6 protein-coding genes and 1 pseudogene are annotated in these 3,979 nt (G+C 41.9%); 5 read left to right on the forward strand and 2 right to left on the reverse strand.

Going from position 1 to position 3,979, the window contains the following annotated elements; translation table 11 throughout:
* Nucleotides 1-513: DMT family transporter (locus AC1DRF_RS18565; protein WP_477741358.1), on the forward strand; the 513-nt coding region annotated here is incomplete at its 5' end.
* Between the two features lie 48 nt (nt 514-561).
* Here AC1DRF_RS18565 and AC1DRF_RS18570 read toward each other — a convergent pair.
* Nucleotides 562-1,212 (reverse strand): DUF975 family protein, encoded by a 651-nt coding sequence (locus AC1DRF_RS18570; protein WP_477741359.1) that lies wholly within the window; start codon nt 1,210-1,212, stop codon nt 562-564.
* Nucleotides 1,213-1,405: 193 nt separating this feature from the next.
* Between AC1DRF_RS18570 and AC1DRF_RS18575 the strand changes: the two genes are divergently transcribed.
* The gene (locus tag AC1DRF_RS18575; RefSeq protein WP_477741360.1) at nt 1,406-1,744 is read left to right on the forward strand and encodes a DUF4181 domain-containing protein; all 339 of its coding nucleotides are present in this window, start codon (nt 1,406-1,408) and stop codon (nt 1,742-1,744) included.
* 48 nt (nt 1,745-1,792) lie between these two features.
* Here the strand turns inward: AC1DRF_RS18575 and AC1DRF_RS18580 are convergent, their stop codons facing one another.
* The gene (locus AC1DRF_RS18580; protein WP_477741361.1) at nt 1,793-2,806 is read right to left on the reverse strand and encodes a S66 family peptidase; all 1,014 of its coding nucleotides are present in this window, start codon (nt 2,804-2,806) and stop codon (nt 1,793-1,795) included.
* Nucleotides 2,807-2,954: 148 nt separating this feature from the next.
* On the opposite strand from AC1DRF_RS18580, the gene AC1DRF_RS18585 reads away from it, so the two are divergent.
* From AC1DRF_RS18585 to AC1DRF_RS18595, 3 genes and pseudogenes are all read left to right on the forward strand, one after another.
* The gene (locus AC1DRF_RS18585) at nt 2,955-3,467 is read left to right on the forward strand and encodes a sigma-70 family RNA polymerase sigma factor (RefSeq protein ID WP_477741362.1); all 513 of its coding nucleotides are present in this window, start codon (nt 2,955-2,957) and stop codon (nt 3,465-3,467) included.
* A 19-nt stretch (nt 3,468-3,486) separates the two neighbouring features.
* The gene (locus AC1DRF_RS18590; protein ID WP_427075778.1) at nt 3,487-3,792 is read left to right on the forward strand and encodes a hypothetical protein; all 306 of its coding nucleotides are present in this window, start codon (nt 3,487-3,489) and stop codon (nt 3,790-3,792) included.
* A gap of 23 nt (nt 3,793-3,815) precedes the next feature.
* Nucleotides 3,816-3,979: pseudogene (locus tag AC1DRF_RS18595) on the forward strand (DUF4179 domain-containing protein); the annotation flags it as partial.

Genomic DNA, 3,979 nt, shown 5'->3' on the forward strand with positions numbered 1-3,979 from the left:
GGTGTAGCTACCATCAGCACGGGAGAATTATCTGCTAATGCTTCAGCCGTTGGAATTCTTTTAGCTGTCCTTACGGCACTGAGCTGGGCGATTGGAACCGTTTATATCAAGCGTATTAGCGACAGTGTAGATGGCATTTGGCTTATTACCGTTCAAAGTCTTGTCGGCGGAGTGGTTATGACAGCAGCCGGAAGCGGAGTGGAAGGATGGTCTCATATGGTGTGGAATTCATCATCTATGCTGCTGCTTTTATTTTTAGCACTGTTTTCTGTTGCTGTTGCGTGGCTCATTTATTTTTATTTAATCAGTAAAGGAGAGGCCAGCAAAGTGGCGTCCTTTAATTTTCTTGTTCCGATTATTTCAATTGTCATCGGCACACTCTTTTTAGACGAACCGTTTACGTCGTCACTTCTTGTAGGGCTGGTGCTTATTATTATCAGTATTTATTTAGTGAATAAAAAAGCGAAGAATCAAAAGTTAAAGCCCTCTGATGGAGGAGACCAGGCAGCGTAAAGCTATCCATAAAAAAACCGTATTCGCAACTCGAATACGGTTTTTCGTTTATTCAGCARCTTCAGTTTCATTTGCTTTTAGCTTTTCATAAAATACGCCAAGCGAAGTCGTTACATACGGAACGAGCCATAGTAACCCAATGCCAAGCGTGATGATACTTAAAATTCCCCAGCCGATAAAGCTTAAAACAAGTAAAAAGTAGGTCCACTTGTAGCCGTTCATTAATCGTCTGCTTTCAGTAATAGACTGGTTGACTGAATAATCTGGGTTATCCCGGAATACGTAGTAAGCCTGTGAATAGGCAAGGCTTTTGATGATGCCAGGAATAATTAATAAAATACTCCATAGCACGGTATAAATAATCGTTAGCAAGTAAAGTCCGAGGGTTCTAAAGTATAATCCCGCACATGAAAACGAATCAAACACGTTTCCTACACGTACACTTTCTCCTCGCACCAGACGCAATAGTACCCAGTAGTAAGAGAAAAAGAGCGGTACGAGCAGCAGGGATACAATATTAGCTAAGGTAGACTGAGAGTATTCGGTTTCGGACCCGCTTGGAAATCCGTTGATTAAAAAGTCAATAASTCCTGGAATACCGGCAGCAATTAAATACGTAACGAACGTAAGCAGTACGGCAAATCCCCAGCGGTTTTTCAGCGCTGCGAGTGCACCTTGCTTCACTTCTTTTATTCTCATAACTTGATGTCCCCCTCTAGGTGAGTTTATACAGAGAATTTAACCTGTACATTAGTCAATATATTAGCGATTTTTGAATATATGAATGCTTGCACTAATAAGTTGTGTAAAGATTTTTTAGAGTCTTGAAATTTATGGGAACTTCTTTAAAATGGAAGTATAAGGATATTTCAGGTCGGAAGGAGGAATGAAAATGACGCTTGTGTATTTGCTGATTCTGGCAGTTGTTTATATCTTTCTGGATTTTGTCATGCGAAAAAAGCTGCGTACAAAGATAAAAAAAAGCTATTGGAGAAGCTTTAAAGGAAGGCGTCCGCTGTTTGTCACAATTGAAATGGTAATGCTTGCTTCGTTTTTAGTGCTCATCTTCGTTATACCTCCAGCCTACACCTCGGTTTTTATGTTTCTTTTCTTTTTTTTCCTATACGTAATTCGAGGTTTCGAAGAATGGAAGTTTGAAAGAAAGCAAAAAGAGTACTACCACTCGTGGTTTGGCGCAACTTTTTCTTATTTGGGACGTTTATATTATTGATGACGAATATGTGAAAAAACAAGAGAACAAAAAAGTTCTCTTGTTTTTTTATGTAAAGTATTGAACGACTGTGCCTTTGTTCTTCTCTACGTTAACACTCGCATACGCGCCGTTAATAAGCGTGAGCTGAGGAGGGAGGTGGCCGCAGTCAATGTCATAGATAACTGGAATATGTAAGTCAGAGGCAAGGTCATGATACACGTCTTCAGCGGTGTAGGAATCAACGGGCTTATTAGCGCTGCTTCTGCCGAATAAAATACCTGAGCAGTTATCAAACCAGCCCGCTAGCTTAAGCTGAAGAAGTGAACGGCGAAGGTCAGCCGTCGTCAGTTCACAGTTGTCAAAGTACCAAATGACCGGCTCAGCAGGAATGTATTTTTCTCGAAACGTTTTTACATCTCCAAAAGGAGTTCCTACTAAGTGCCTAATCACGTCAATACATCCTCCGAGAAGACGCCCTTCGATGTGCACGTCGCTTAACTCCGTATGCTTCCAAGTGGTTTGTTCCGTTAAATGAAACACGCATGGTGACGGGTTGTCATGCTGCCATTCTTTTTGAAAGCAATCAGAAGAAACTTGAGTCACGCTTTCTCCTTTTTTGGTCGTCAGCACCTGCTGCCACAGCGCAGTGGTTGGATCCCAGTGCTCTCCTCGCAAGTCCACAAAGTTGGTTCCATGAGCCGTTGCAATCCCGGTATTAAGTGTAATAGCCAGCAAAAGAACGCTGGTGTCAGAATAGCCAAGCACCCATTTTGCTGTCCATTTTGTAAAGTCGAGATGTTCAAGCATTTCAATCAGCAGCTCGCCTCCCCAAGGAGGAATAATGATATCGATGTTTTCATCAGCAATCATGGCTTGAAGCTCATTTGCACGTTTTTTAGGAGAAGCGGATTTTGCTTTATGCTGCGTCCAAACGGTTTCTCCCGGTATAACAGAAAAGCCTTTTTGTTTCATGCGTTCACACGATAAAGAAAACATGGAATGAAGAGCTTGAGGTACACCAGAAGAAGGTGCAGTTACGCCGATGGTAGGGTTAGATGTAAGAAAAGGATAGGTAATCATAGCGGCCTCCTTCAAAGGTTTTAGCTTATTTTACCAGCGGGAGAAATACGGAACAAGCTTATTTTTTATTTAATTTAGGAAGATTGATAGGTTTTGTAAAAAGAATCCGTATTAATAGGTGTAAAAGCAAGCGGAAAGGAGCAATGTCATGGAAGATGACTGGATTGTTGCATGTATAACGCGAAAAAAAGAAAAAGGATTAGAGCTGTTAATCGATCAGTACGGAGGGTTAATTACGGCCATTGTACGCAAGCATTTAGGCACGCTGAAAAGCTATGAAGAAGAGTGTGTAAACGACGTATTGTTAGCGGTGTGGCATCATATTGATCGCTTTGATTCGGAGAAAAATACGTTTAAAAATTGGGTGGCAGCTGTTGCTAAGTACAAAGCCATTGACTATCAGCGCAAATATATAAAAACGCAGCACGAATCGCTTAGCAAAGCGGGAGTGGGTGAAACATCAGAAGTTCATAACATTCAAACAAACGACGTGGAAGAACTTTTAGGTCACTTAAGCGAAGGAGACCGCGAGCTGTTTAAAGCGTATTACTTACAGGAAGTCGAGCTGAAGCAAATTGCTCAAAAGCAGCAGACTACCATCAGCAATTTATACAACCGGCTGTCGCGCGGACGCCAAAAGTTAAAAGCGATTTTCAAATAAGAAATAAGGAGGGACAAAGATGAAAAATCAATACGACTTATTAAATGGATCTTCTGTAGATTTTGATGAATATGAAGAAATTGAGCTAACGGCAAGCGAGAAAAAGCGTATGAAAAAACGTTTAAAGCGTGACATAAAGCCGACTCGAAAAAAAGCGCGTCCGCTGATCGCCGCTGCGGTGCTGCTGCTTGCTGTGACGCCTGTGATGATGCAAAATGAAACGGTATGGGCATCGGCTGTGCGAATCAGTCAGCAAATTGGCCAGCAAATCGAGCTGCTTATGAACAAGCCTGAAGGCAGCTTGAGCAGCTATAAAAAACGGTAAATGAAACAGCAACGGACCAAGGCATTCAAGTAAAAGTAAATGAGCTGATGCTTGATGACGGACAGGTGCTGCTTGGGCTGACGATTAGCGCAGATGAATTTAGAAGAACTGCACTAGGGCTTAATCGAAACGCGCCAATTCGCCCAGGAGAGCTGCGCGTGAAAATTGGCAACATGTCGTTTTTTGA

The sequence above is a fragment of the Priestia sp. P5_B4 genome (assembly GCF_056400385.1).

What these genes read in the sequence shown, in the direction of transcription:
- AC1DRF_RS18575 (WP_477741360.1), top strand. Translation starts at nt 1,406, where the DNA reads ATGACGCTTGTGTATTTGCTGATTCTGGCAGTTGTTTATATCTTTCTG.
- AC1DRF_RS18590 (WP_427075778.1), top strand. Translation starts at nt 3,487, where the DNA reads ATGAAAAATCAATACGACTTATTAAATGGATCTTCTGTAGATTTTGAT.
- AC1DRF_RS18580 (WP_477741361.1), bottom strand. Translation starts at nt 2,806, where the DNA reads ATGATTACCTATCCTTTTCTTACATCTAACCCTACCATCGGCGTAACT.
- AC1DRF_RS18585 (WP_477741362.1), top strand. Translation starts at nt 2,955, where the DNA reads ATGGAAGATGACTGGATTGTTGCATGTATAACGCGAAAAAAAGAAAAA.